Below are 23,251 nucleotides of genomic sequence, written 5' to 3'. Positions count from 1 at the left end.
CGGTGTATGCACATCTGACTGGTGTATTTGTAGATATGATGGAAGAGAATTCAGTCGAATTGTTAAAAGAACAACTAAATGAGACTAAAAAAGAGATAGAGGAACTGGAGTCAAAAGTAAAAGCGAATGAGACAAAATTTAAGGAGAAAATTGAAGAGTTTGAACCGATGTTTACCTTCTACCATACTAAAGGAATGGAAGCGTATTTTAAAACGTTGGGATACTCCGATAGTTTAATAGATTTACTAACCTTTCAGAAAATAGCTAAAGATTCTATTAATGAAGACTTCAAACAGTTGGAATATCTTTATACTGACTATTTACCACTAAAAGTACAGCATGATGCTTTAGTGAGTTATCAGAAACTTCTGGATGTTCTTGGAGAAAACTTAAAGGAGAGAGAAAAGATAATAGGTGAGTTAGGTGGCGATCCCACATTAGAGGAAGTTAGTGAGAAAGTTTCTGAAATATGGACTCAAAATATCGGATACTTGCTAGAACTATCTGAAGATGGAGAAGCAATTAATAAAAATTTACATAGAATTGTGAAACAAACATCGAAAGATTCTCCCTATAATTTAGAAGAAGGACAGATTAATGAATATACATCTTTGGAATATTTTTTAAGATCTGATCACGTTTATATCAATTTGAAAAGGAACGAAGCACACTTGATTCTTATATCAAGATTTATTAAAGAAGATAGAAAAATCCTCCTAGATGTCGAAGCGGGTTTCATTAATGGGTTTCTTGTTCCGGAAGAATTATTAAATATACTTCAGAGTTTTTCTATTGATTATTCGGATATCAATGACCAATCTGCAGATTTCTATTTCGAACAGACAAATGGTGCACTCATCATTCAGTCAGTAGAAACACTAAACGATTAAATACTATAAGAGGAGCGAACTCTATGAAACATTATACAAGTAGTATCCTATTTTTATTACTTTTATTAATCGCCACTTCAAATGTTGATGCTCATATTACAAATGAAAAAAGCTTATATGAGGATATTTCAATATCAGAGGCAAAAGAAGAAATAATGTACCTTAGGGCAATGAATGTTATTACAGCAGAAGATGGTGTGAATTTATACCGCCCAACAGAGATGTTAACAAGGGAAGTACTGGCTACTTGGGCATTAAATTTCAATTCACATAATAATGTTAGCCAACATAGCAGTGATCATACAACGTCTCCAGAAGAAGCGATTGAATATGGATTGATGGATACTTTAGAAGGAAATGCCACATTCAATGATATAAACAAGGCCTTTTTTAATGAAACATTATCCATTTCAAGCAACAAAGAAATTACAAGAGAAGAATTTGCTTTATTTATGGGAGAACATTGGTCAGATAAAGTGGATGAAAAAGACCTTTTTGATCGTTCTGGTCTTTCCAGTGGGCCCAAAGGGCTCATTGAAGACGTTTTAAGATCGGACAATAAAGATGAATTGAGCAAAGTTTTAATGAATGGCGAAGAATATCATCTTTCTCTGCATCCAAAAATCGTTAACGGACCAACAGACGAAGAATTATTTATAGGTCTTACTGTTACTGATTCTTATACTCGAGTAAATGAAAATGGGACAATTGTTCTGGATTTAATAAAAATGGAAGAGGAAGAAAGCAGAAATGAGTCAGTAGCTGAAGAAGCAGCAACCCATTCAAAAATTAACGAAGAAGAAAGCAAAGGCTTTGGAACACTTGCATTGTTAACTATTCCACTGTTAATCATAATAATATGGTTAATTTCCAAGCCTATTATTAGAAAATTCAAAAGAAATGATTGACATTTTTTTCTAAGTTGTATATATTTAATTTATTAAGTAAATACTTAAATACTTAAGAATGATTTGTATGAAAATTTCAGTAAAGGAGATTAAAATGGAGATTTTTACATTGGATATTTCTGGAGATATACCCAATGATGTGTTCTTTTTCTTACTAGAAAAAATTCCTAATGAAAAGAAAAGGAAAATTTTAAAATTCCGCCATAGAGCAGATGCAAAACGATCACTGTATTCAGAGTTATTGTTAAGATATCTGATTAGAAAAAAGCTAGGTATTTTAGAAGAACACATAGTATTTAATACTAATAAATACGGAAAACCCTTTTTAATTCAGTCTAAAACAGCCCTTCATTTCAACCTATCTCATTCAGGTAATTGGGTAGTATGTGCTTTAGACTCTTATCCAGTTGGTATTGATATAGAAGAAATCCGTCCGATAGATTTTAGCCTTGCCAATAGATTCTTTTCCCCTAAAGAAGTCTTAGAGTTGAACGTAGCACCCGAAGGAAAAAAACTATCAAAGTTTTACGCTCTATGGACTCTCAAAGAGAGTTACATAAAGGCTGTTGGAAAAGGGCTTTCAATTCCTCTGGATTCATTCTCTATTCTCACAAAGAACATCGACACCCCTGAACTTAGTGATAAACACAAAACGGGTTTGTATTTTTTTAAACAGTACGATATTGATTCTAAATATAAATTATCTGTATGTGCCAAACACTTCTTATTTCCTGATCAAGTAACAATGATAAACCAGTTACTTTTACAGGAGGGACATACACCTTAAAAAATATAAATCTTAATACATCTCGAAGAAAAGGAGAATACTGATCTATGAAAAATCTTGTGAAATTCTCACTTAAAAATACAGCAGCGATGATTATTTTGCTAATTTTATTAGTAGGAACCGCTGTCATGATGACAATGTCCTTACAAAAGGAGAAAATGCCAAATATCAAATATCCATATGTGCAGATTAATACGGTTTATCCTGGATCTCCTGAGAGCGTCCTAGAAAACGTAACAATCCCTATAGAGGAGACAGTATCTGGTCTACAAGGTGTCGAGACTATCGTATCAACGTCGGATGAAAATATCTCAATCGTAGGATTGCGTTTAATGCCTGACCAAGAACCAGAAGATGTAAAGAATAAAGTTGATTCATTGCTCTCAAATACGGTCTTACCATCAGAAGCACTACAACCTACCGTATCTACCCAAGGTTTGTCTAGTCAGCCATTCTATTACCTATCAATGAATATGAATGAGGGAATAGACATCGAGCGATTGAATAACGTAAAAGAAGAGGTTCTTCCAGAATTAAAATCTGTACAGGGAATAGAAAGTATTCATGCAATAGGGGATAGAGAACGAGTTATATCAATTAAACTTAATTCATCAAAACTTGAAGCAAGCGGGATTGCCCCTTCTATGGTGACAACTGCAATAGAGAACTCACTTGCAGAGGGGGCAGTAGGAAGGGTGAACTTCGATAATAGCTCCCAATTGGTTCGCTTCACAACTACGATGGATAGTTTAGATGAATTAAAAAGAATCGAAATTATTGAAGGCGGAGAACAAATCGCAACGCTAGGGGAAATTTCTGAAGTTGAAGAAGTACTTGATTCTAAATATCTAAGCAACTTTAATGGTACTTCTGCAATTATGTTTATGCTATTTAAATCAGAAGATGGGAACGTTGTAGAAATTGATAAAAAATTGTCTGTGCTTTTGGATAAATGGCAAAGTGATTTTAAAGATATCAACTTCCAGACTACAATTAATGATGCAGTAGACACAAATCGCTCAATTAACGGTATGGTTCTTGAGGGATTATTAGGAGCCATCTTGGCAGCAGTTATGATTTTATTATTCTTAAGAAATATCCGCCTCACCTTTGTAGTAATTGTTTCAATTCCACTTTCAATTTTATTGAGCTTAATTGGCATGTCAGTTTTCAATGTATCGCTTAACCTTATGACACTTGGTGGCTTAGCCATTGCTGTAGGTAGAGTAGTGGATGATAGCATAGTTGTCGTTGAAAATATATACAGCCAACTATTGAAAAGGCAGGAAAGAAAAGAATCAGTTATCCTTTTTGGTACTCAACAAGTTGCCAATGCAATTGTATCATCTACTTTAACGACAGCTGCGGTCTTTGTGCCTCTTACTTTTGTAAGTGGGGTTGTCGGAGACGTTTTTAAACCTTTTGCCATAACGCTGATCTGTGCATTACTCGCATCCCTGCTTGTTTCAGTCACATTTATACCAATGCTTGTAAAAATAATGGTTTTGCGACAAATTAAATTTAATTCTAAGGATGTCAAAGAAAAGAAAGTCATTAGGAAATATAAATCTTTGCTTAATATATTCCTTAACCATAAGAAAAAGGTTTTATTAGCTACTCTCCTTGTTTTTACAGGATCACTTATACTCACTATTCCTAATTTGCCAATTGCTTTCATGCCATCCAGTGAAACAGAACGAACAGTCTTCTTTGATATTAACCTCCCACAATCTACATCTAAAGAAAGCAATGTAAATACCATGCATGAAATAGAAAAATTTCTAGTAAACTCCAAAAACAATAAAGATGATTTTATTTTTGAAAATACTCAAACTATCGTTGGGTTTAATTATACGAATAATGTAAATGAGGTCTATCCATATAAATCCTTGATCATTACTCAAATATCTGAAGGTAATGAAATAGAAGAAGTAATGAAAGACTTCAGTGATGAAATAGAAACTAAATTGCCAGATGGTTCATCAGTGGACCAATGGATTCATTCCTTAAATCCAATTGGCCAAGAGGCTCTTTTCTATTACATCCTAAGTGGTGAAGACATTGATGACCTTAAGGAGAGTGCTAAATTAATTCAGGAAAAGATGGAAAGTTATGACCAACTCGTACAAATTGATAATTCTATCAACAAGGTAAAAGATCAAGTTTCTATTGATATTAAGGAACAAGAGGCAAAAAAAGCAGGACTTAAGGCAATGGATATAATGGGTCAGCTGCAGCCAATATTAAATATTCAAAACTTACAATCAAAATTAGGATTAAATGGGGATACTTATCAAATCCAAGTTGGATTTGATGAAGAAGTAAATTCGATAGATAAGATTAAGAACTTAAAGATGATTACTTCTAATCAGGAATTAGTCACCCTTTCAGATGTAGCAACTGTAAGGAACGAAGAAGCTCCGGTTCAAATTTACCGAGAAAATACTGAACAAGTAGTGACGATTACTGCAAAAATAAATGGGGAAGACCAAGCGGGGATAAGTAATCAAATATACGCAGACCTTGCAAAAGTAGAGCTTCCTGAGGGTGTTGAAAGAAACCTGGGAGGAGTAAGCGACAGCATTAAAGAGAGCTTTAATCAGATGTTTATTGCTATGTTTGTCTCTGTATTAGCAGTATATTTTGTACTCGTTATTACTTTCCGCAACGCATCTGCACCATTTGCAATATTATTTTCTTTGCCTTTGGCACTAATAGGAGGACTCTACGGACTCTTGTTTACAGGGAACTCAATCAATATAACCACATTAATAGGTTTTCTAATGCTAATAGGCATTGTAGTAACGAATGCAATCGTACTAATTGACCGAGTAGAGCAGTATAGAGATCAAGGGATGGATATTAGAACAGCAATTATTGAAGCGTCCGTTACAAGAATTAAGCCCATTTTAATGACAGCAGGAGCGACAATGATAGCCCTTATTCCACTTGCAATTGGCTTTTCTGATAGCACCGTAATGTCACAAGGGTTAGCAGTTGTTGTTATCGGAGGGTTATTAAGTTCCACATTATTAACATTAATTATTGTCCCAATTGTTTATGAGCTTTTAAATGGAGTAAGAAAAAGAAATTTAAATAAAAACCCCCCACTTACGAATGAAGATATGAAATTGTAAAATTCAGGGGGATTCTAAGAGTGAAAGTTGCATATAGAATAGGAGTCAACCAAATATGGATGACTCCTATTTTTTACGTAATGCTTCATTTAAAGCAATAGATTGTCGTCCAAATAAGATACGATAATAAGGGTTAATATCAATCTATAGATACCTTAAGGGCTAACAGTTATTATTGGCAAAGATACCTAGGCAGCTAATTCAATTGCTGGGGAGATTGAAATATTTTACGCTAAGAAGCTTTTCAAAATGTTTTCATGGGGAGCGGTTGTATATATGCCTTTTGTTGTTGTGCTTATTTTTACTATTTTCTTGGTTTTGTGGTGCACAAGAATGTGGCAATACTAAAAGACTAATGTATTTACAGGGGCGGACATTTGTGTAGGCTTGTTTATTTTAATTGAATTAGTAGGTATGTTTTACTTTTAACTGTATAGACCATTTAGAGAGGTTGTTTCATTCGATGAAAACTTCCTCTCTTTTCATTTAGTAAGGTATAAATGTCACCTCCCATTCCAACAATGATGATAAAGTCTAGCTTTAGAAGAGGTGTAAATATGCTTAAGAAATTTATAGCCGTATTTGCCGTCATGTTATTGGCGGGTTGTTCATCAATTCTCTCTCTTGATAATAAAGACAATGAATCAAGTAATAGAATAGATAAATGGAAAGAGTTAAAGCAAAAGGTCCCATTCAATGTATCTAAAGAGGCAAAGAACTTTTTACTGATTGGTGTAGATTCAAGAGGTGAGACGGATTCACGATCTGATGCCATCGTTCTGGCGAGGTATGAGCCTTCTGGCGATTCAATCAAACTTGTGTCATTGATGAGAGATAGCTATGTGAAAATACCTGATTACCCGAAGCAATATAGTAAATTGAATCATGCATATTACATAGGCGGAGCAGAATTGTTGAGTCAAACAGTTGAAGAAAACTTTGATATTGAAATTGATCATACAGCTGTCATTGATTTTAAAGGATTTATCGATACTTTAGATACAATCGCACCCGATGGGTTGGAGGTAGATGTACCTCAAGTAATGATTGACGATATGAATTTGGAGTTGTCTCCAGGCAAGCATAAGCTTCATGGAGAAGAACTTTTGTCATATGTAAGATTTCGTCATGATGACCAAAGTGACTTTGGCAGGGTTGATCGGCAGCAGGAAGTCATTCAATTAATGAAGGAAGAAATCAAAAGCCAATTAACGAGTGTGGAAGGGATTGCTAAATCGCCAGAGATGATAAAAGAAGTAATGAAAAATATTGAGACAGATATACATCTTGATGAAGTGTTTGCCCTGGCAGCTGCATTCATGCTTAATCCAATTTCAGAGGTTGAATCTTTAAGGATTCCAGTGGCTAATTCTTTTGAAGATAAAGTATCGAATCATGCAGGGGCAGTTTTACAATTGGACTTTCCTGAGAATATTTCAGCGTTAAAAGAATTTCTTAATGAAGAAAATGACAGTATTGAAGTAAACAACTAGAGTCAAATCGGTTGTACGATCGGGATAAATCCTTTAAAATATTTGATTAGAGCAAAGAAAGAGGTGATTTCCTTGAGACAAATTGTTCAGCTTGATGAGCAAACGCAGAAGGAAGTTGCCACCCTTGAACAAAAGTGTGAGCAATTAGTAAATAAGCTGAATAAACAGTATGCATGCAAGCAGATAAATATTGTCATCGAACTAGTGCGATGCAGAAAAGGCAAGCTTGTTTCTAATCATGAGATCTTTACTGAAGATTATGAGTCATTTTTAGAAATCGGCATAGAAGAGGAAGAGGATTATTATCCGAATGACTATATTCCGATTTGGAAGTGCAAACAGGAGTTGTTTCATAAGGTCGGTTACTTAACGGATGACTCCATCAAGTTGATTGAAGAAAAGCTGCATTGTCTAGTTCAAGAATTGTTAATGGATTGATCGGGAGAGGAAGAAATGCATGAAAACGGAAATCTATATTTTGTCTGGATTTTTAGGAAGTGGAAAAACGACCTTGTTAAAGCAGCTATTGACTGATGAGAAGAGACAAGGGAGAAAAGTGGCAGTTATGATGAATGAGTTAGGTAAGGTTTCGATTGACTCAGATGCTGTCGAAGAGGATGTGCCTCTAAAAGAATTATTGGACGGCTGCATATGCTGTACGATTCAAGAAAAACTTGAGGGGCAACTCCAAGGGTTGTTAACAGTTGAAAAGCCAGAAGTTATTTATATTGAGGCAACAGGAGCTGCCCACCCTGTGGAAGTGATTGATAGCATACTCTCTCCTCTTTTTGCAGACAAGATCGAAGTGAAGGGGATCATTTCGATTGTCGATGGAAAACGGTGGCTGGATCGTGAAAAGTTGACACCACAAGTGCAGCAATTATTAATTGAGCAGGTTCGCCATGCAGACTTGCTCTTAATTAATAAAACAGATCAGCTGTCTGATATGGAACAAGGAGCAGTAAGTGGCGAAATACAGGCATTAAATGGCCATGCATTTACCATCCTAACCTCCTACGCCAAGGTGCCAATGAATAAAGTGCGAGGACTTTCCTTTAGTCATAAAGAAAAGAATCATTCAGCTAGAATAGGATCGGATTTATCATTAAGTACGTTTGTTTATCAATTTAAAGAGCCGGTCGATAAAGAATCATTCGAAGATTTTTTACGTAATTTACCTGATACAATGTATCGGATGAAAGGATATATTAAATTTCATTCTTCAAAATATCCCTTTCTATTTCAATTTTCTTACGGGATGCCAATTTATTTGCAGGAAAATATGAATATGCCGCTTAACATGGTTTTTATTGGGGAAGAAATCGATTGGGATCAAATTGAGATTCAACTTCGGGATTTGGAAAATGTGTAAAAGTATTAGGTTAGCGTCCGTAATGGCGCTAGCCTTTTTTTTAGTCATGCTGAAAAATGGATTGGTTAGATAGGCTCTCGCAAAATAATTGTTTTCTAATGCATACAATCCCAATTTTCTTGGAAAACTTTTTTTTATGGATATTCTTTTCTAAATCCAATGAAATTGGGTGGTTTTAAATGAAATGCTTTCTCACCATTGTCTTCATGATTTTAACTTTAAATGTCGCTACACTACAAGCTCATGCGGCTGAAGAAGAGGTAGGTTTGCCAATTGAAATGATTCATTGGCGAGAGGTGAACAAAATTCTTCCTAAGTTCAGCAAATTCAGCGTGCTGGATGTAGAAACGGGACTCAAGTTTGATGTACAGCGGCGGGCAGGGAGAGCACATGCTGATGTTCAACCGCTGACAGTAGCTGATACAAAGACGATGAAAACGATCTATAATGGCAAATGGAGCTGGAAAAGACGGGCGATTATTGTGCTGCATGACGGTGAATGGATTGCTGCTTCCATGCACGGCATGCCTCATGGCGCAGGTGCATTAGCTAATAATTTTCCTGGTCACTTTTGTATTCACTTCTATGGAAGCACCACCCATCGAACAAATTCGATGGATTTATCACATAAATTGATGGTTTTGAAAGCCGCGGGCAAGCTTGAAGGATATATGGCTGTAGCAGAACCAAAGGAAGTCATCAGTGCGTTTATTGCTGGAATAAAACAGCAAGATCCATTTATCGTCTCGACCGTCTCAATAAGTGATATGGCAGTTAAGAATATGGATATGGTTGAAAATGCGAAATTGGTTTCAATAGGAAAAATATCTAAAAAACAAATAGCAGATGAACTAGTGATTGATGTTCCAGTAGAAGTGGACTGGTTTATCAAAAATAAAGGCAAAAAGATGTATCGCGGCAAGATCAGGATAGCTCGGTTATCACCATCAGACCCTTGGAAGGTAGAAAGCAGCTCCTTCATGAAAGCAAATCGTTTCGTGAAGAAGTAAAAAAGCTTGAGAGCGGTTGCTCTCAAGCTTTTCCCTTTTCACCAAACTTTATAAAGGTTTTTTCATCCTCTACAAGGCCACAAGCTCCGCACTGAACTTTAACTGCTGGTCCATTATATTTTAAATGAAAAGCGGCTAAATTTTCTTCCGAATACTCTTCAAGTATATTACCGGACTGTGGATCGAGCTTAACTGATTTAGGAACTTGCTGAATGATATTAAAACGGCTTCTATTTGTTTTACAGTTTGGGCAACAATAGGCTGTGCTCATAATCGATCTCCTTTCATTTGTAGTTGTCTTATTTTTTACAACTAGAATTTATTTATGTATGGATGGTTTTTATGCGATAATTGAACAGTAAAAAAGGAGGCATTCACATTGCAAAACAAAACAGATTATGAATCCCTTTTAAATGAATATCGAACCCTTTGGAACAATAGGGAACTTAAAGCGGAAGAGAGTCCTGAAAATATTTTAAAGGAAGCCGTTGCGAGAGAATTAAAGGATGAAAATTCACATCCAAGGATTAGAAAGCCAATTGCTGATAAATTTTACTTGGCCGTTAAGAGAATCATACAATCAGATCTGGATATTGCCAAGAAGGGAAAGCTAGTCGAAGTACATATCGAAATTTATGAGTTAATCAAATAAATCTTCACAAATTTATCACATCAATCATGTATTCTAATGGAAAATTAAAGGGTTAGGAGATGGGGCATGTCTAATCTTTATAAGTTATTTTATTTACTAGCCTTTACAGGTTTTCTTACTGCCTGTCATCCAGAACATTATCAGCCAATTGATTCTGATGCTAATATTGCAGCAACGATAAATATAAAAGATATGACAGTGTCATTTATTGATATTGACAGCCGAGAGAAAATAACAGATTGGGCAGTACATAAGCCATATACAGGAGGAATTATTTTTCCTGATCGTGATACTTTTCTATTGTATGGTAGTCAGTTGGAAACTGCTGATCTTTATTCTTTATCCACTGGTGAGATAATTGGACAATGGGAGGTTGGTGAGGGGATTGTAAATGGTCTCTTGTTAGAAAATAAAAAAGAAATAGCGTTTGTTAATGAAAATGACAATTACATCCACTTTGTAGACCTAAAAGGTAAAGAATCCTCGAAGATGACCACAGAGAAGGATCCATTTACGGTTACTCAGTCTGCTGATGGGAGTAAAATGTATGTACTTAGTTTCAACCACGAGGTGTTATCAGTCATTGACCTTCAGCAAATGCAAAGGCTTGATGGCTTTAAAATACATTCATTTGCAGCCGGTGCCCTTCTCCTTGATGACCAGAATGAATTATGGGTAGGCGGACACGGAGAAGGAATTGACATTGAAAGAAACATACATATATATGATGCGACCACAGGTGAGCTGAAGAAAAAGATAGCTGTGCCAACTATGCCAGTTGATTTTGCTGTGATGGACGACAGTGTCTATATCGTTAGCCATGGTTCTAATACTCTTTATAAGGTGGCTAAAGAAGGTGAAGTCCTTGATTCCAAGATCATAGGTGCAAACCCTTTTACTATTAAGGCGTTAGATAATGAACTCCTTGTTGCAGGTTACGATAGCTCTGATGTACATTTTATCAATCCCGATGATTTGCGTGCGAATAAGAGCGTTAAAGTAGGGAGCGGGCCATTCCAAATTGTATTAAGGGAGAAGAAATGATGACAAAAATAAGTGTTCTTATAATAGATGATGAAGCAGATATGAGGCATTTGACGCAAATGTATCTCGAGAACTCGGGCTTTCTTTGTTATACAGCAGGAAGTGGTAAGGAAGGATACCAGCTGATAAAAGAAAAAGATGTAGATTTAGTGATTTTAGATATTATGATGCCAGATGAGGATGGATATGTAGTATGTAAAAATATTCGTGAACATTCTGATATCCCGATCATCTTTTTATCAGCAAAAGGTGAAGAATGGGATAAGGTGAAGGGTCTGCAGCTTGGTGGAGATGATTATATAGTGAAACCGCTAAGTCCAGGAGAACTTGTTGCGAGAATTCATGCGGTTCTACGGAGAACTGGAATCAGTATGCAAGAAGCAGAGCAGGTGAAAATTGCGCAACTTTCAGTGGATAAAAAGGCAAGGAAAGTAACAGTGGAAGGAAATAAAATACCGCTAACATTAAAAGAATTTGAAATGTTATTATTTTTAATCAACCATAGGAATCAAGCCCTATCAAGAGAACAGCTTTTAGAGCATGTATGGGGATTAGAATATGAAGGCAGCCTAAGAACGGTCGATACGCATATCAAGACATTGAGAATGAAGCTGGGCATGGCAGATTACATACAAACGGTATGGGGTGTAGGTTATAAGTTTGAGGTTCCCGATCAATGAGATTTTTAACAGATACACTAGCTAAGAAGCTTTGGCTAACTGTTACAGCCGCTATCTTTATTACTATTCTTTATTCTTATCTGCTATCTTATTTATTTTATGAAAAGCTATATGTTGAAAATGTGGAGGAATCTTTATTAGAGGAAGGTCTTGCACTTGCCTCTGATTACGAAGGTGGTCCTCTTACGGATGAATTAAAGGAGCAAGTGGTTTGGTACAACACTAAAGCTGATTCAGATGTGTTCATTGTAAATAATCCACGTGAGTTAAGTGCATGCTTTCCATTTGAGATGAATTATGATTCATTAATCAACGGCAAGGAAAGAGAGGAATTATTGAAGGGGAATCCCCTGTTTAAATCAGGTTATGAGGATCGATTCAATGGAAGAATCATGGCTGTAATTGTACCATTGCTTGATGAAGATAGGCTTGAAGGAATTATTTATTTATACTTACCATTAGAAAAAATCTCGGATATAACAAAGGACTTTGCTTATTTATGGATGCTTGCAGCCTTTTTATTTTTAGTCGTGGCGATGATATCAGGCACCGTTCTTGTAAAAAGAATGACAAGACCGTTATTAGAAATGAAGTATGCTACCGAAAGGGTCTCTAAAGGTGACTATTCCGTCAATATTAAAAATCAGTCTGAGGATGAAATTGGTCAGCTCGCTCATGCATTTAATCATATGGCCGATTCAATTAGGGAAGAAGATGAAAGAAAGCGGGAATTCCTCGCCAATGTGTCACATGAACTAAGAACACCAATTAGTTATGTAAAAGGCTATAGTGACGCATTAAAATCGGGAATGGTAACCAATCAGGAGGATTATCAAAAATACCTTCAGCTCATTCATAGAGAAGCTGGAAGAATGGAAAGGCTTGTTGGCGATTTGCTTGATCTATCCAAGCTTGAAACCGATGAATATCAATTAGTTAAAATGCCTTTACCACTTGCACAGTTAATAGAGGATGCCCTCCAGAAGTACTTGCCGAAGATAGCTGAAAAGCATTTAACATTAGAATATGACCTTGATCCAGATATAATCATTAATGCTGATGAAGGAAGAATCGAGCAGATTATTCAAAATATCATCGATAATGCACTAAACTATACAGAACAAGGTGGTCTAAGTCTGCACTTATACCGTACAGAAAATGGCTGCTGCATAGAATTAGAAGACTCAGGTATTGGCATTCCGCCTGAGGATATAGAAAAGATTAAGCAGCGATTCTATCGGGTAAACAAAGCAAGAACACGAGCGGATGGTGGAACAGGTTTAGGATTGGCGATTGCCGAAAAACTCGTAAATCTGCATGAAGGAGAATTAACGCTTGATAGTACGTTCGGTGCAGGAACCGTTGTAAGGATTTTTCTGCCGATAATAGATGAGTGAGATGAAGTTGAAGATAATCCATGCGAAGTGAGTGTATTTTACTTGTCTTCGCATGGATCATTTTCACACTGACAAATGATCATCATTCTTGCGATATTGCTATCATCTTTGTTATCTCTATGTAATATACGTAAAAGTAAAGCGGCTATCAAAAACCTGTCAATCCTATTATTCTAGTATATATATGGTTTCATTTTATATAGATTTCCAATCTTACATATTTCCTCCATTTTGGAATGCTTTTAAAAACTCCTTTATTAATATAGGTTTTTTTATTTTTCCTCACTTAAGTTATTACACATTATCGTTCTATTGAATAAAATAGAAATTTCTCCCATAATTATTACAAAAAACCCTATGATATGATTATTTCGCAGGCAAGACAAGCAAAAAAACAAATCATAGGGAGGAACATAGATTATGAGTAAGAAGGTTATTTTTTCAGTAGCTGCAGCAGCAGCATTACTAATCTCAATACCAGGAATGAATAAGGCTGAGGCTGCATCACCAGTTCAACCGAAATTTGATTCTAAAGCATTTGTCTATCATTCTTCTAATATGAATCAAGAGAATATCAATACGATTATGCAAGATTGCATGACAAAATATAATGTAAATTGGGATCATGCCAAGGTGGAAGAAATCTTAAAATCTGCTCAAGCAGCAGCAAAAGAAGCTTATGCTCAAAAGCAAAGCAATAAAGAACAAGCAAATGCAGAACAACCTGCACAGCCTGTTGAAGAAGCACCAGCTAAAGAACCAGAAAAAAATGTTGAACAACCTGCTCCAGTACCTGAGCAACCAGTTCAAAAGCCAGTAGAAAAAGAAGAGCCTAAACAAGAAGCACCTAAGCAAGAAGCGCCTAAACAAGAAGCGCCTGTTCAACAACCTGAACAAGAAGTGAAGGAAGAAGGACAAAAACCTGCTGAAGAAGCATCATCTTCTGAGGTAAGTGCATTTGAACAAGAAGTGCTTAAGCTTACAAACCAAGAACGTGCGAAAAACGGCGTTCCAGCACTTAAGCTTGATGTAGAGTTAAGCAAAGTAGCACGTGAAAAATCTCGTGATATGCAAGCGAAAGGCTACTTTGATCACAACAGCCCAACTTACGGTTCACCGTTTGATATGATGAAGCAATTTGGTATCTCTTACAGCTCAGCTGGCGAGAATATTGCAATGGGTCAACGTTCACCTCAAGAGGTTGTAACTGGATGGATGAACAGCCAAGGACACCGTGAAAATATCCTAAATGCGAAGTACACTCACCTAGGTGTAGGTCATGTTGAAAGTGGAAACTACTGGACTCAAATGTTTATTGGCAAATAATCAATATAGGAATTAGAAAAGGGCAGCCTATCATAGGCTGCCCTTTTTGTATTTTATAGCCGGCTTGTCTGAAAAAAGAGCGCTAACATAAGCAAGACCTGGAGACAAAGCCCAGGCCAGAGGAGCAACCTATATATCTGAAACATGGATTTCCGACAACTGCCTATCCATACTTTTGAATAGCTTGATTTCAAGCACTTCATCATGATAATCTGCCTTTGCTCCCTTTCGATTGACAAGAGCCGGGAGTGTGATAGTATGTTTATCTTCAATATCAGGAATATGCTCGATAATAAGAAGGTTGGATGTATGATATATTTTCATTTGTCGCAGCCATTCCTCATCCTTCATCTTCACTCGAACAAAAACAAACTCATGGGTTTCAAAAATGGAAGAGGGAAGTGTAGATGCAGTATGATCTTTGCGTTTATTCTCTGAAGAATCATTGGATGATGCTCCATCGAAGAAGCTCCCGTTTTTCATCATATCATTTGGGAATGCTTTTCCCATCATTTCTTGAATATATTGATTAATATCATCAGGCTTCATATGCTGCATCTTTGATTTCATCTCTTTATCAAAAGGGAATAGATTCCACGGAAACATAATATTCATCCTTTCAAAAAAAGCTCAAGTTCACGCTCACTGAAATGGCGGTAGAAGAACATGGACGTTTAGCTGAAATTTGAAACGACCAGTCGGGCAACTGCCCATGCCTATCCGCGTTTATATAGCTTATGCTGGCAATAATCCTTTCGTTAAAAAAACATCCACCTGAATATTTGTTGCATGTTTTTTGTATTCTGACTAGTATAATATAAAAGAATAATCAAATAATTTTAAAATGGGGTTATTTTGTGAAGAATAAAACCGCGTTAATCACGGGAGGATCTACAGGAATAGGGAAGAAAATTGCCCATAAGCTCGCTGAACAAAATGTAAACCTAATTATTAATTTTCGCAGTAGTGAGAGAGAAGCATTGCAATTATGCCAAGAATTATGTGAGGCATATGGAACAGAAAATGTCGCTTTGCAAGCAGATATATCGAATGTAAACGATTGTGAAAAGCTAGTTGATAACTCGCTTCGTCATTTCTCATCGATTGATATCCTCATTCATAATGCAGGGCCTTACATACATGAGAAGAAGCTGCTAACAGATTACTCAATCGATGAATGGCAATATTTAATGAATGGCAATTTAAATGCAGTGTTTTTCTTATCCAAACAATTAATTCCAGCGATGAGAGTGAATAAGTGGGGAAGAATTATTACAATAGGTTTTGATCGAGCAGAAGCGGCTCCAGGATGGATATATCGTGCTGCATATGCAGCGGCAAAGACGGGTGCTGCTTCATTAACGAGGTCGATTGCTTTAGAGGAGGCTGGTAACGGTATTACGGCTAATATGGTTTGTCCGGGAGATATCATTGGTGATTGGAAGGAAGGAGATATAGCGGTAGCAAGGGAGTGTATGGATGAACAGACGCCTGTTGGACGGCCTGGAACAGGTGAGGACGTAGCAAGGCTTGTGGCATTTTTAACAGAAGATTGTTCTGATTTCATTACTGGCAGCATTATCCCTGTTACAGGAGGGAAAGATGTATTAAGTAAAAATATTGGCGTGCCATGATGATATAACGCATGTTTTCTCCATTTTGTTCATATATTGTATGGACAAGTGAGGGAAGGGGAATCGTTCATGGCCTACCAAGGTTCAAAAGGATGGTATATAGCCAAGTTAAAGGAATGGGGAATCGCAAAACACCCAATAGAATTAAGGAAGTTAGAGTTATATAAAACCTATGTAATTAGGAAAATTTATATGGATGTGAAGGATAAAAAAGAAGGATAAGCAATATACAGTTGCTTATCCTTTACCTTCTAATATTAAGCTTCTTTTAAATGGGAAGCGTCCTCAACAATTGAGCCTTCTCTCATTACATGCAGTGAGTATAAATCCTTTGGTATTTCATATAGATTATAGATGGAACCTTCAGCATTAATCTGCTGATAGATCGCTTTTCTCGTTTCATTCGCATGAACGATATACGGAAGTTTCTCCGCTGCCTTTTGCGAGCGGATGTTTTCTTTTTTTATACGCATAAAAATCGTTTCAATTCCTAATTCATAAAAGGCCTCTTCAAAGAAAGCATCTTTCGCCATCTTATTATAGCCATTGCCATGAAAGTCCTTCCCGAGCCAGGTCCCTAAAAACCCTGCACTGCCTTCAATATCATAAAGACTAATCGTGCCGATTGGCGTGCCCCATTCATCCAATATCGTGCGGGAGATTAATTCATTTCTTTCCTCTGCTTCAATGGTTTGCTTCGTCACAAAGAGAAGCTCCTCATAGGAGTGCGCTTTATGGCGCACAAAAGGGAAGACATCTGGGTGCGTCATTAAATCAAATAAAACATGACAGTCTTGCAGTTCGCGTTTTTTCAGCAAGGAAATCCCTCCAATGAGGATAGTCCTGAACCATGCCAAAATAGACACAAAAGGCCCACCCTCGAAATTTTTTGTAATGTAGCTAAAAAATTTCGGGGTGGGAATCGAACCCACTAGAACCAGTTTTACTGGTGGCGCACCATTTGCCTTCCCTCAAATATCATGACTGATATTTTAGTTAAGAAATATTATTTTATTAAAGTATAATACTAAAAAAAATCGAAAAAGGAAATAGGTTTTTATAAGTTTTTTTTCATCATTTTCCGTCAAATTTCTACATCTTACAGCAAGTGGATTTAAGAGGTAGTAAAAACGAACTTTCCGTCGATCATCGTCCATTTTGGTTTGGCTAAAAAATGAAATGGATGATGGCTCCACAGTGTTAAATCTGCATCCTTTCCAATCTCAATGCTGCCGAGCTGCTGAGCAATGCGCAGGTTCCTGGCTGCTGTTATCGTAATTCCTTCAAGTGCTTTTTGTTCAGAGAGTCCCTCCCTGACTGCAATGGCTGCGCAAATATTTAAGTATTGAATAGGGACATAAGGATGATCCGTCGTAATAGAAACTTCAATTCCTATTTTTGCGAGTGCCTGATAGGTTTTCCACGTTTTATTTTTTAATTCCACTTTAGATTTTCTTGTAAAAGTCGGACCTACACATACCTTAAGATTATGACCCGACAATTCACTCGTAATTAAATGACCCTCTGTGCAATGCTCAATTCGTAGATCTAAATCAAACTCTTCTGCAAAGCGTAACGCTGACATGATATCATCTGCCCGATGAGCATGAATTCTAACAGGGATTTCCCGATTTAAGGCCTGGAAGATTGGTGTACTTCTCAATGTATAAAGCCTCTCTCCTTTTTGAGCATTATAGAAAGCCTCTCTAAGCATACCCATGATGCCCATTCTCGTAATTGAATCATTATTTCCATGGCTATGAATACGCTTTGGATTTTCCCCAAATGCAATTTTTAATCCTGCTGTCTCCTGTATGATCATATTTTGAATATTTGTCCCTGCAGTTTTGATGACTGAGGTTGTTCCTCCGATGACATTGGAACTTCCAGGCATGATATGCACCGTTGTAATTCCATGCTGAACTGCATCGTTAAAGGCCGGATCGAGCGGATGGACACCATCCAGTGCTCTAATGTGAGGAGTTAGAGGTTCGATTGTTTCATTCGCATCATTGCCTGCCCAGCCAGTTCCTTCATCATATAATCCTAGATGAGTGTGAACATCTATGAATCCTGGAAGAAGGAAATGGCGATTGCAATCAATGATTTTTACATTCGAATCAGTTTTTATATGTGTACCAATGTCCATAATTTTTCCGTTATCGATGAGCACATCTCCGTAAAAAGGTTCAGCCGTCACAGGATAGACCTTTGCATTTTTTAATAGGGTTTTTGTCATAAGGCAACGTTCCTTATCATTAATAGGAGTGATAAATAATGTTCATTTTTAATCATTTCGTGTAAACTATTTAAACGTGCTTAAAATATGCCTGTCATTTGGAGAAACAAGATCGTTAACCCAAGAATCCAAACATAAATGGCAAAAATTTTCAATGATCTTGTCTTCAGGAAATTAATCATCCAGACTACCGCGATATAGCCGAAAATTGCTGATGTAACTGTTGCTATGAACATGCTGCCAAAGCTAATCGCTTCGGTGTGACCTGACATCATCTCACCAAATTGCAGAACGATTCCACCGGCAATGGTCGGGATGGATAGAAGAAATGAAAAGTAAGCGGCTGTTTCTCTATCCAACTTGCGTATCAGTCCCGCAGCAATCGTTAATCCTGAACGAGAAACAGCGGGGAAAATAGCTGCTGCTTGAAAGCTGCCAATAAATAATGCATCGCCATAACTAATACTGTCCATTTTTTTTGCACCGTTTTTAATACTGTCGGAAAACCAAAGGATGAGGCCGGTAAATATAAACTCCCAACCAATCGTAATCCCGCTTTTAGAAATGGAGTCAAATAGGTCGCTGAGAAGTAAACCGACAATGACGGCAGGAATTGTACCGACTACAAGCAACATGGATAGCTTGCCAAATGGTTGTTTAATGATTTGCCATAATTCATTCTTATAAACGACGAGAACAGCAAGTAAAGTACCAATATGCAGCATCGTATCGAGAAATAATCCTGCGTCATCTAAGCCAAATAAGTGCCGCCCCAAATATAAATGGCCAGTGCTAGAAATGGGTAGGAATTCCGTAATTCCTTGAATGATTCCAAGAATGAATGCTTCTATTTTAGACATCATTTGCATCACCTTTTTGTAGTAAGATTTAATACTTATACAAGTTTATTCAAGTTGTCCAAAACAAGAACTTTATTTTCCAGCCAAGAAATAAGATGAAACTTTCTTAGATGAGTATCGTAAATATAATTAAAGGAATATATGAAGATTTAGAGGGGAAGAGATTTTTTATGTCATTAGATTTATCTAAAGATACACAAACAGACAGATTGCTTGCAGCAGCTATATATGTTTCCAGCTTTTTTACTACATTTATTGGACCGTTGGTGATATGGCTGATTAAAAAAGATGAATCGCCATTAGTCGATCATCATGGGAGAGAATATTTTAATTTTATTATCTCCTATGCGGTATATGCCGTTATTTGCACCGTATTAATGCTTGTATTAATTGGCTTTATATTGATTTGGCTCGTTGGTGCAGCGACATTTATCTTCACGATTATTGCTGCAATCAAAGCTTTTGAAGGAAAAGAATATCGCATTCCATTTGTATTTCGCATCCTCTAAGGAAAACTTTCCGCTTGGGAAGCATTGAAACTAATCCAGTGGTGTAAAAACGAAAAGCTATTTTGAAGATGTGAATCTTTCAAAATAGCTTTTTTTTGAAAAAAATGAACGATTTTAAAACTTATTCGTCCTATAAATAAAAGGAGGGATTTTTGATGGATGTAATATCAAATACTATGTGGTTAATGATCATCCCGCTTATTTTGATTCAGTTGATATTAATGGTGGTATCAATTTTTGATATTGTTCGTAATGAACAGACAAACGGGCCAAAATGGGTATGGGTTTTAGTTGTCATCTTCATCAATCTTATTGGACCAATTCTTTACTTTATCCTTGGAAGGAGAAATGATTAATGACCGTTATCTCAGTAGAAGGCTTGAAAAAGAATTTTAAAAATCTAGAGGTTATCAAAGGCATTGATTTCGACCTTCCAGAGCAGAAAGTCGTTGCTCTGCTCGGTGCAAATGGCGCAGGTAAAACAACTGTATTAAAAACAATTTCAGGCCTGATTAAGCCGACCTCAGGAACCATCCATTTTAATGACGAAAACGATAAAGATGTAAGACATTGGATCGGCTATCTCCCGCAATTTCCTGTTTTTTATAATTGGATGACAGGAAAGGAGTTTTTATTATATGTCGGCAGGCTCAGTGGATTGACAAAACATGATGCAAAGCAAAGGACAGAGGAGCTGCTCTCACTTGTAGGAATGACAGAAGCGAAAAACAGACGGATTGGAAAATATTCCGGGGGGATGAAGCAGCGGCTTGGGATCGCTCAAGCACTTATCCATCAGCCCAAGCTGCTGATATTGGATGAGCCGGTATCCGCTCTTGATCCTCTTGGACGGCGAGAAGTAATCGACTTGTTAAAAAAGCTGAAAAACGAAATGACTGTGCTTTTTTCAACCCATATTTTAAGCGATGCAGAAGAAGTAAGCGATGAAATCCTATTTCTGCATGATGGAGTCATCGTTGAGTCAGGAGCAATGAATGAACTGACTGCGAAATATAAGCAGCCAAAAATCACGCTCGTTTTTGAAAGAAATATTGAAGAATATATAGAAGAAATTAAAAGTCAGACAGTTTTCCAATCAGTAGAAATCAATAGCAATGAAGCAGTCTTACTCACTGACGATATGGAAGGAGCTAAAAAGGTCATCTTACAAGAAGCAAGTAGGAACAACTGGCCGCTCACAAAATTCGAAATGAGTAGCACAAAATTAGAGGAAATGTTTATAAAGGTGGTGCAGGGAAAATGAGTCAGTGGTTAATTTTATTGCAAAAAGAGCTATTGGAAAATGTCCGAAACTTTAAATGGATTTGGGTGCCCCTTGTTTTTATCATCCTGGCAATTCAGCAGCCAATCACGATGTATTATATGCCGCAAATCCTCGAGTCAGTTGGCGGATTGCCTGAAGGAGCAGTGTTTGATTTCCCTGTGCCCTCTGCTGAGGAAGTATTAGCAACGAGTTTGACACAATATAATTCTTTAGGTGTACTCATTATCGTCTTAATCACGATGGGAGTGATCGCAGCAGAAAGAAAAAGCGGAGTAGCTGCGATGATACTTGTGAAACCAGTTTCGTACACATCCTTTGTTACGTCAAAATGGTTCAGCGTACTTCTGCTAGTCTGGGCATCTTATTTTATTGGATATTTGGGTGCGTGGTATTATACAGGCGTATTGTTCGAATTTGTTTCATTTTCAATCTTTATGCAATCTTTTCTTATGTATGGCGTATGGCTAACTTTTGTATTAACGTTCACAGTGTTTCTAAATACGTTTTTGAAATCATCTGGTCTCATTGCTTTTATTTCATTAGGAAGCATCATCATTATGAGTCTAATAAGTAGTATATTATCAAATGCACTATCTTGGTCACCTGCTTTATTAGGTGGTTATGTCACGGAATTCATCATGTTTGCTCAAATGCCTGATGGTGCGGTCATCTCAATGGTAGTCTCCATTGCCGTTATTGGCATCATGTTGCTTTTATCCGTATTACTATTTAGGAAAAATGAATTAGCAGAATAAAGCGCAATCTTTTCAACGGGATTTTTCATTCATTTATGCTAAAATATGAACAAGATATACGAAGTGAAAGGATAAATGTTCATGTTAGCAAATAAAGCACTTGTATTAGAAGGCGGAGGTATGAGAGGTGCGTATTCAGCAGGAGTGATGGAGTACTTTTTAGAAAACAATCTCTTCTTTCCATACGTGATTGGCGTATCGGCTGGTGCGGCCAACGCTGCCTCTTATTTATCCAAACAAAGAGGAAGAAACAAAAAAGTAAGCATTGAATATGTCGCCGACCCGCGCTATCTTTCATTGCGAAATTATAGAAAATCTCGTCAGCTATTTGGGATGGATTTCATCTTTGATGAAATTCCCAATAAATATGTACCTTATGATTTTCCGGTCTTCCAAGAAAGTGAGTCAGAATTTATGATCGGTGCAACCGATTGTCATTCAGGCGAGCCTGTCTACTTTGGAAAAATGGATTACGGAGCAGAAATGCTCAAGCTCTTAAAAGCATCAAGCTCCTTGCCCTTTGTCGCTCCTGAGGTTGAACACAACGGAATGGTTCTGCTTGATGGCGGCATCAGTGACCCAATCCCAATCAAAAAAGCACAAAATGATGGCTATCAAAAAGCAGTCGTTGTACTAACAAGAAATAAGGGCTATATGAAAAAGCCCTCAAAATTAAATTTCCTCGTAAAAAGGAAATATCCGCTATACCCCGGCCTGTACCAAGCGATGACAGTAAGATACGAAAAATACAATGATACATTAAAATACCTGGAGCAGGAAGAAAAAAACGGACGAGTCATCATCATTCGTCCCCAACAGCCAATGGATGTCGGAAGAATGGAAAGAAACCCACGCAAGCTGGAAAAACTCTACGACCAAGGCTTTCAAGATGCAAAAAATCTTGCTGATCGGATCGTCAACTTTTAAATACTATGACCACAGCTTATTGAAGCTGTGGTTTTTTTAGGTTTGAAGACTATTTTAGTTGCTTGAATGGTTCAGTGGATAAGCGAAGGATGACCAACTAGTGCCCGGACGAGTGCGAAATCAAGAAAAGGGTAAACTAGATGCTCAAACTAGTGCCCGGATGAGTGAGAAATCAAGAAAAGGGTAAACTAGATGCTCAAACTAGTGCCCGGATGAGTGCGAAATCAAGAAAAGGGTAAACTAGATGCTCGAACTAGTGCCCGGACGAGTGCGAAATCAAGAAAAGGGTAAACTAGATGCTCAAACTAGTGCCCGGATGAGTGAGAAATCAAGAAAAGGGTAAACT

Annotated in this window: 25 protein-coding genes; 20 read left to right on the top strand and 5 right to left on the bottom strand. The window is 37.0% G+C overall.

Annotated features, from left to right (window positions below; all coding sequences use genetic code 11):
* Positions 1-38 precede the first annotated feature (38 nt).
* The 8 genes from J2S17_RS27280 to J2S17_RS27245 all read left to right on the top strand — a co-directional run bounded on the left by J2S17_RS27280 (position 39) and on the right by J2S17_RS27245 (position 9,597).
* Positions 39-890 carry a coiled-coil domain-containing protein gene (locus tag J2S17_RS27280; protein WP_307480214.1) on the top strand — a complete coding sequence of 284 codons (852 nt, stop codon included), beginning with the start codon at positions 39-41 and terminating at the stop codon, positions 888-890.
* Positions 891-913: 23 nt separating this feature from the next.
* Complete coding sequence (locus J2S17_RS27275) at positions 914-1,798, top strand: hypothetical protein (RefSeq protein WP_307480211.1); 885 nt, start codon at positions 914-916, stop codon at positions 1,796-1,798.
* Between the two features lie 94 nt (positions 1,799-1,892).
* Positions 1,893-2,585: a 4'-phosphopantetheinyl transferase family protein gene (locus tag J2S17_RS27270; protein ID WP_307480209.1), complete on the top strand. Its 693-nt coding sequence runs from the start codon at positions 1,893-1,895 to the stop codon at positions 2,583-2,585.
* A 47-nt stretch (positions 2,586-2,632) separates the two neighbouring features.
* Positions 2,633-5,722 (top strand): efflux RND transporter permease subunit, encoded by a 3,090-nt coding sequence (locus tag J2S17_RS27265; RefSeq protein ID WP_307480207.1) that lies wholly within the window; start codon positions 2,633-2,635, stop codon positions 5,720-5,722.
* A 557-nt stretch (positions 5,723-6,279) separates the two neighbouring features.
* On the top strand, positions 6,280-7,215 hold the full coding sequence (locus J2S17_RS27260) for an LCP family glycopolymer transferase (protein WP_307480204.1): 936 nt from the start codon (positions 6,280-6,282) through the stop codon (positions 7,213-7,215).
* A 63-nt stretch (positions 7,216-7,278) separates the two neighbouring features.
* Entirely contained in the window at positions 7,279-7,653 is a 375-nt protein-coding gene (locus J2S17_RS27255; RefSeq protein ID WP_307480232.1) for a hypothetical protein, read from the top strand.
* 19 nt (positions 7,654-7,672) lie between these two features.
* Positions 7,673-8,587, top strand: coding sequence for a CobW family GTP-binding protein (locus J2S17_RS27250; protein WP_307480202.1), 915 nt, complete (start codon positions 7,673-7,675; stop codon positions 8,585-8,587).
* A 179-nt stretch (positions 8,588-8,766) separates the two neighbouring features.
* Positions 8,767-9,597, top strand: a complete 831-nt coding sequence (locus J2S17_RS27245; protein WP_307480200.1) for a hypothetical protein — start codon at positions 8,767-8,769, stop codon at positions 9,595-9,597.
* A gap of 22 nt (positions 9,598-9,619) precedes the next feature.
* Here the strand turns inward: J2S17_RS27245 and J2S17_RS27240 are convergent, their stop codons facing one another.
* Positions 9,620-9,868: a DNA alkylation repair protein gene (locus J2S17_RS27240; protein ID WP_307480197.1), complete on the bottom strand. Its 249-nt coding sequence runs from the start codon at positions 9,866-9,868 to the stop codon at positions 9,620-9,622.
* 108 nt (positions 9,869-9,976) lie between these two features.
* Between J2S17_RS27240 and yoyC the strand changes: the two genes are divergently transcribed.
* The 5 genes from yoyC to J2S17_RS27215 all read left to right on the top strand — a co-directional run bounded on the left by yoyC (position 9,977) and on the right by J2S17_RS27215 (position 14,696).
* The gene (gene yoyC, locus J2S17_RS27235) at positions 9,977-10,249 is read left to right on the top strand and encodes a protein YoyC (RefSeq protein WP_307480195.1); all 273 of its coding nucleotides are present in this window, start codon (positions 9,977-9,979) and stop codon (positions 10,247-10,249) included.
* A 66-nt stretch (positions 10,250-10,315) separates the two neighbouring features.
* Complete coding sequence (locus tag J2S17_RS27230; protein ID WP_307480192.1) at positions 10,316-11,293, top strand: YncE family protein; 978 nt, start codon at positions 10,316-10,318, stop codon at positions 11,291-11,293.
* Positions 11,293-11,973 (top strand): response regulator transcription factor, encoded by a 681-nt coding sequence (locus tag J2S17_RS27225; protein ID WP_307480189.1) that lies wholly within the window; start codon positions 11,293-11,295, stop codon positions 11,971-11,973. Before J2S17_RS27230 ends, J2S17_RS27225 begins: the two co-directional genes overlap by 1 nt.
* Entirely contained in the window at positions 11,970-13,370 is a 1,401-nt protein-coding gene (locus J2S17_RS27220) for a sensor histidine kinase (RefSeq protein ID WP_307480187.1), read from the top strand. Before J2S17_RS27225 ends, J2S17_RS27220 begins: the two co-directional genes overlap by 4 nt.
* Positions 13,371-13,790: 420 nt before the next feature.
* Positions 13,791-14,696, top strand: a complete 906-nt coding sequence (locus tag J2S17_RS27215) for a CAP domain-containing protein (protein ID WP_307480184.1) — start codon at positions 13,791-13,793, stop codon at positions 14,694-14,696.
* Positions 14,697-14,825: 129 nt separating this feature from the next.
* Here the strand turns inward: J2S17_RS27215 and J2S17_RS27210 are convergent, their stop codons facing one another.
* Positions 14,826-15,302 (bottom strand): Hsp20/alpha crystallin family protein, encoded by a 477-nt coding sequence (locus J2S17_RS27210; protein ID WP_307480182.1) that lies wholly within the window; start codon positions 15,300-15,302, stop codon positions 14,826-14,828.
* A gap of 251 nt (positions 15,303-15,553) precedes the next feature.
* On the opposite strand from J2S17_RS27210, the gene J2S17_RS27205 reads away from it, so the two are divergent.
* A complete protein-coding gene (locus J2S17_RS27205; protein ID WP_307480179.1) occupies positions 15,554-16,330 on the top strand; it encodes an SDR family oxidoreductase in 777 nt (258 codons plus the stop codon).
* Positions 16,331-16,399: 69 nt separating this feature from the next.
* On the top strand, positions 16,400-16,552 hold the full coding sequence (locus tag J2S17_RS27200; protein WP_307480176.1) for a DUF2639 domain-containing protein: 153 nt from the start codon (positions 16,400-16,402) through the stop codon (positions 16,550-16,552).
* Between the two features lie 35 nt (positions 16,553-16,587).
* Here J2S17_RS27200 and J2S17_RS27195 read toward each other — a convergent pair whose 3' ends face one another.
* From J2S17_RS27195 to J2S17_RS27185, 3 genes are all read right to left on the bottom strand, one after another.
* Positions 16,588-17,148 carry a GNAT family N-acetyltransferase gene (locus J2S17_RS27195; protein WP_307480172.1) on the bottom strand — a complete coding sequence of 187 codons (561 nt, stop codon included), beginning with the start codon at positions 17,146-17,148 and terminating at the stop codon, positions 16,588-16,590.
* 296 nt (positions 17,149-17,444) lie between these two features.
* Positions 17,445-18,569 carry an amidohydrolase gene (locus J2S17_RS27190; protein ID WP_307480170.1) on the bottom strand — a complete coding sequence of 375 codons (1,125 nt, stop codon included), beginning with the start codon at positions 18,567-18,569 and terminating at the stop codon, positions 17,445-17,447.
* A gap of 80 nt (positions 18,570-18,649) precedes the next feature.
* Entirely contained in the window at positions 18,650-19,429 is a 780-nt protein-coding gene (locus J2S17_RS27185; protein ID WP_307480168.1) for an undecaprenyl-diphosphate phosphatase, read from the bottom strand.
* A gap of 170 nt (positions 19,430-19,599) precedes the next feature.
* On the opposite strand from J2S17_RS27185, the gene J2S17_RS27180 reads away from it, so the two are divergent.
* The 5 genes from J2S17_RS27180 (at position 19,600) to J2S17_RS27160 (ending at position 22,905) form a co-directional block, all read left to right on the top strand.
* On the top strand, positions 19,600-19,938 hold the full coding sequence (locus tag J2S17_RS27180; RefSeq protein ID WP_307480230.1) for a DUF4870 domain-containing protein: 339 nt from the start codon (positions 19,600-19,602) through the stop codon (positions 19,936-19,938).
* Between the two features lie 155 nt (positions 19,939-20,093).
* A complete protein-coding gene (locus tag J2S17_RS27175; protein ID WP_307480165.1) occupies positions 20,094-20,294 on the top strand; it encodes a PLD nuclease N-terminal domain-containing protein in 201 nt (66 codons plus the stop codon).
* The gene (locus tag J2S17_RS27170; protein WP_307480163.1) at positions 20,294-21,202 is read left to right on the top strand and encodes an ABC transporter ATP-binding protein; all 909 of its coding nucleotides are present in this window, start codon (positions 20,294-20,296) and stop codon (positions 21,200-21,202) included. Before J2S17_RS27175 ends, J2S17_RS27170 begins: the two co-directional genes overlap by 1 nt.
* Positions 21,199-21,978, top strand: coding sequence for an ABC transporter permease (locus tag J2S17_RS27165; RefSeq protein WP_307480161.1), 780 nt, complete (start codon positions 21,199-21,201; stop codon positions 21,976-21,978). Before J2S17_RS27170 ends, J2S17_RS27165 begins: the two co-directional genes overlap by 4 nt.
* 81 nt (positions 21,979-22,059) lie before the next feature.
* On the top strand, positions 22,060-22,905 hold the full coding sequence (locus J2S17_RS27160) for a patatin-like phospholipase family protein (RefSeq protein WP_307480157.1): 846 nt from the start codon (positions 22,060-22,062) through the stop codon (positions 22,903-22,905).
* Positions 22,906-23,251 lie beyond the last annotated feature (346 nt).

The sequence above is a fragment of the Cytobacillus purgationiresistens genome, from assembly GCF_030813235.1.
Classification (GTDB): domain Bacteria; phylum Bacillota; class Bacilli; order Bacillales; family Cytobacillaceae; genus Cytobacillus; species Cytobacillus purgationiresistens.
The sequence above is the reverse complement of the archived record's forward strand: the minus strand, read 5'-3'. Positions and strand labels throughout refer to the sequence as shown.